6 protein-coding genes and 1 pseudogene are annotated in these 4220 nt (G+C 61.0%); 3 read left to right on the plus strand and 4 right to left on the minus strand.

Annotation, left to right across the window (positions count from 1 at the left end):
- Nucleotides 1-800 precede the first annotated feature (800 nt).
- From OU682_RS23405 to OU682_RS23415, 3 genes and pseudogenes are all read left to right on the plus strand, one after another.
- Nucleotides 801-1052, plus strand: coding sequence for a metal-sensing transcriptional repressor (locus tag OU682_RS23405; RefSeq protein ID WP_268944590.1), 252 nt, complete (start codon nucleotides 801-803; stop codon nucleotides 1050-1052).
- A gap of 10 nt (nucleotides 1053-1062) precedes the next feature.
- Nucleotides 1063-2370, plus strand: coding sequence for an MFS transporter (locus OU682_RS23410; protein WP_268944591.1), 1308 nt, complete (start codon nucleotides 1063-1065; stop codon nucleotides 2368-2370).
- Nucleotides 2371-2521: 151 nt separating this feature from the next.
- A pseudogene (locus tag OU682_RS23415) lies at nucleotides 2522-2905 on the plus strand (helix-turn-helix domain-containing protein); the annotation flags it as partial.
- On the opposite strand, the gene OU682_RS24470 reads toward OU682_RS23415, so the two are convergent.
- From OU682_RS24470 to OU682_RS23430, 4 genes are all read right to left on the minus strand, one after another.
- Nucleotides 2827-3078 (minus strand): helix-turn-helix domain-containing protein, encoded by a 252-nt coding sequence (locus tag OU682_RS24470; RefSeq protein WP_371832308.1) that lies wholly within the window; start codon nucleotides 3076-3078, stop codon nucleotides 2827-2829. The pseudogene OU682_RS23415 and the gene OU682_RS24470 sit on opposite strands and share 79 nt — an antisense overlap.
- Nucleotides 3032-3193: a hypothetical protein gene (locus tag OU682_RS23420; protein ID WP_371832309.1), complete on the minus strand. Its 162-nt coding sequence runs from the start codon at nucleotides 3191-3193 to the stop codon at nucleotides 3032-3034. Before OU682_RS23420 ends, OU682_RS24470 begins: the two co-directional genes overlap by 47 nt.
- A 250-nt stretch (nucleotides 3194-3443) precedes the next feature.
- Nucleotides 3444-3743, minus strand: coding sequence for a hypothetical protein (locus tag OU682_RS23425; RefSeq protein ID WP_268944592.1), 300 nt, complete (start codon nucleotides 3741-3743; stop codon nucleotides 3444-3446).
- Between the two features lie 127 nt (nucleotides 3744-3870).
- A partial coding sequence (locus OU682_RS23430; RefSeq protein ID WP_268944593.1) for a CBS domain-containing protein occupies nucleotides 3871-4220 on the minus strand: 350 nt, incomplete at its 5' end.

A 4220-nucleotide genomic window follows, 5' to 3' on the forward strand; every position in this document is an offset into this window, starting at 1 on the left:
AACATGAGCCGACTGCGGCGAGGTGATCAGCCGTTCGCGCTTGCGCAGACCGGCTTCCTCGAGACTCGCAAGGGTTTGGCCGACATGGTCGAGGAACGCAGTGCGTGACATGGATGGCCCTTTCAGGATGGTGGCTTCATGTTTGCCGCCTTCCGCTCGTCCGTCAATATAAAAGAATTATGTGCGCTATGACGGAATTAACCCCGGCCTGTCACAACTTGGATCTAGGTAGTCCAGCGGTCCAAGGTCGCCACCCCGTCCAAATCTCGCGCGAGGTGGGTCAGGTCGATATGTCCGTCGTTCAATAGGACGCAGTAGATGGTCTGGTTGGCCTCGGCCTTCAGCGACACCATCCCCCAGCCCTGTGGCCTCAAAGCATCGACAGAATGCACCCAAGCCCTCCAGCCCGGTGCAGGTCAGTTCCAGGTGGAAGCTGATCCATGAGTCGGGAAAGTTGCGCCTGCGATCGGTGACCTCCCTGACCGGCAATGTCACGGCGGCGATCTGTTGGCGATGCGATTCCGTTTGCGTCTGGGGCGGGGCTGCCATGTCCTTCATCGGCCTCTCCTTGCGGCAGTGATCCCTGCTGGTGTTTCGGAAGACGACCCGATGGCCCCTTCGCTTTAGCTGAACTTGTTTCGCGCCCGCAAGCTGTCGCTCAAATCGGCGCGTTCGTTCTTCCATTATATCGACATTGAATCCACCATACAAGAAAAAGCCGCCATGCTGTCGATCTCTTGGGAGAGTCGGTGGAGGCATAATATCTGTCCCTATCCCCTCCAAGGCGTTATCCATTTGGTATGTCACATGTCCATGCTAGCCATCCCGATGTGATCAAGCGACTGAAACGTGCCGAGGGGCACCTGCGCCACGTCATTACAATGATCGAGGCGCGGGAGCCCTGTCTGGATACCGCGCGTCAGTTGGCCGCCGTAGAAAGCGCGGTGACGGCGGCCAAGCGTGTGCTGATCTATAACCACATCGATCACTGTCTGGACCAAGATTCCGATGACACCCTCGCCGAAATGAAGGCCTTGTCGAAGCTTCTATGAGGAGACTGCTGTGTTGGGCATTCTGTGCAACCGCACCTATCGCCATCTGTTCGCCGCGCAGGTGATCGCGCTGCTGGGGACCGGACTGATGACGGTTGCCTTGGGCCTTCTGGCCTATGATCTGGCCGGGCCGGACGCGGGTGCGGTGTTGGGCACGGCCTTGGCCATCAAGATGGTCGCCTATGTGGGGGTGGCGCCGGTGGCGCAAGCCTCTACCGACCAGTTGCCGCGCCGGCCACTGCTAGTCGGCCTGGATCTGATCCGGGGCGCGGTGGCGCTGTGCCTGCCCTTCGTGACCGAGATCTGGCACATCTACCTGCTGATCTTTGTGCTGCAGTCGGCTTCGGCGGCCTTTACGCCAACCTTCCAAGCTACCATCCCGGACATCCTGCCTGACGAAGGCGACTATACCCGCGCCCTGTCCCTGTCGCGGCTTGCCTATGATCTCGAAAACCTGGTCTCGCCGATGCTGGCGGCCGCCCTGCTGAGTGTTTTCAGCTTCCACAACCTGTTCGCGGGAACCGTGGCAGGGTTCCTCGCCTCGGCCCTGCTGGTGCTCGGTGTGCGGCTGCCTGTGGCGCGGCCGGGGCCACGGAGCGGGATCTGGGATCGAACCACGCGGGGAATGCGCATCTATCTGGCGACGCCCCGCCTGCGGGGTCTGCTTGCCATAAACTTCGCAGTAGCGGCGGCGGGTTCAATGGTCATCGTGAACACCGTGGTGCTCGTTAAAACGGACTTCAGCCTGGCCGAGCCGCAGGTCGCCCTGGCCCTGGCAATCTTTGGTGCGGGCTCGATGATCGCGGCACTAGCCTTGCCGCGGGTGCTGGACCGGTTGTCGGACCGCCTCGTTATGATCGCGGGCGCGTGCCTTCTGGCGGCGGGCACGGCGGCGGGAATTCTGGTCGGCAGCTTTGGCGTATTGCTGATGCTGTGGCTGGTCCTGGGCTTCGGCTACTCCGCCGCCCAAACTCCTTCGGGCCGACTTTTGAGACGCTCGGCCCATCCCGAGGATCGACCCGCCCTCTTTGCCGCGCAGTTCGCCTTGTCGCATGGCTGCTGGCTGATCTGCTATCCCCTGGCAGGATACTTAGGGGCGACCGTCGGGATGGATGGCGCATTTGCCGCCATGGCCGCAACCGGTCTTGTCGGCGTGGTGATGGCGCGGCGAGTCTGGCCCTCGGACGATCCGGCCGCCGTCCCCCATCATCATCCCGACCTGCCCGCCGACCACCTGCACCTGCGCAGCTTCGGATCACACGACCACCATCACCATCCATTCGTGATCGATGATCTTCACGCACGGTGGCCAACCTGACAGGGATGTCGGAGACCAAGTTGCCTTTTATCGTCGAACTCATGTTCCGCTGAGCCTGCTGTTTGGTTGCAGAACATCATTGGGACGAGGTAAGCTGGGTCATTGCTGAACAGGCCTGGCGCTTTGAACCCGTTCTTGCCGAGGTGAGGTGATGATGCAGATCCATCCCCAGGCCCGGATCACGCCAGCTGTTCGGGCTGACATCGCCCGCTCCACCGAGCCCACCAGGGTCCTGGCCAAGCGCTACGGCATCAGCGAGGAAACTGTGCGCAAATGGCGCAAGCGCGGCGAACAGGCCTGCCAGGATCGGTCAAGCCGGCCAAACCGCCTGCCGTGGCGTGTGACAGAGGAGGAGCGTGCGATCATCTGCGCCGTGCGACGCGCAACGGGCTTTCCCCTGGATGACCTGACCTTTGTGCTGCGCCACTTCCTGCCGCATCTCAACCGCGACAACATCTATCGTGTCCTGAAGGCTGAAGGCCTGAACCGCCGTCCTCCCAAGCCATCAACCCTGCCTGCCAAAGGACAAGGGCGCTTGAGCGCCGTCCGGCCCGCCGCATGGCGGTTCGACAGACCGGCGGTCCCGCCGTCGTTGTAGCGATGAACCCAATCGCGCAGGGTCTGCCGATCCATGCGGCAGGCCTGCGCCGCCGCCTTGCGATCATTCGCCATTGTCGCTCGGACCGATGGCGCGACATGGCTCATCATCCAGAACAAGAGCGATCGCCAGCATCCACCGCGCCGCCTTCGCATTCTTTGTGCGAGCCGCCATCGCCCGTAGTTCGCTCGCCGACATGTCCTTTCGCGTGATCTCAACCGCCATCAAAGCCTCCATCGCTAGAGGTCCATGATTCAGATTTTCAGGTCGAGAGGAATCCCGAGCGAGTCAGAGATCAAGGCGATTGGTATGACACGACAACTTCAATAGGTGTGCAACATGACCTGCAATGTTCCAGAGGATGCCCGGACCAGGATCCGGCTAGTCTCCCAAAAGCATGGATTTAACCCCTCCCATTGAACGCGTGGTAAGCGGTCATATGGATTGCTGCTCTGAATGGGCTCCTGCAATCAGCCTACACCACGCTCAGAACTGCCATCAGCGCGACACTTGCTCCCCGCGCGAGATCCGCATGTATGGTCGGACCGGGGTAACGCTCGGCTGATCGCCAAGTGCCAATGACTGCCATGATGTTGTAAGGCACCGTAAACGCATAACCGGCAACCAGGGCTTCCCAAGGTCGTTCAAGACTGATCAATGTCAAAAGCGCGATGATGGCCAAGAGGTTGATCGTCAGCCCAATGGTCACCGTCCATGTCCAGAATGCCTCATCAAGTGGAAGGTCTCCTCGCCAAAATGCCTGCAGCCTGGTCATTGCAGCTGCCGCTGCGTGACATGTCCCATGCGTCGATTAAGAGTACTAGGATCCGAACCTGAAAAGACGCTGGGGCACGGGGAAGAGCGGTTCATGGACCTTTTCCACGTGAACCAAAGGCTTCGTATCATCCGAGCGCCGCTGTGGAAATCGACGTCGCAGTCTTGCCGGTCGGCAGAACCCGTTTGACAATATCGGACAAGGAGATGACGCCCAGCATCTGACCACTATCCATCACCACCGCCAACTGCACGCTTGCAGCGCGCATGCGGCCAAGCGCCTCGTAGACAGGCATGGTGGGCGACAGCACATGCACAGGCCGGGCAATGGATGCGACGGGGCTTGCCTCGTCCAGCATCAGCGTATCGCGGACATGGACAATGGTCGGCGGAGCACCGGTCTTTCCGGTCATCAGGATCCGCATGTGTCCCGATGCCAGGCCCGCAGCGCGCACATCGGCCACGGTGGCCGCGGGCC

Source organism: Paracoccus benzoatiresistens (assembly GCF_026913015.1).
Taxonomy (GTDB): domain Bacteria; phylum Pseudomonadota; class Alphaproteobacteria; order Rhodobacterales; family Rhodobacteraceae; genus Paracoccus; species Paracoccus benzoatiresistens.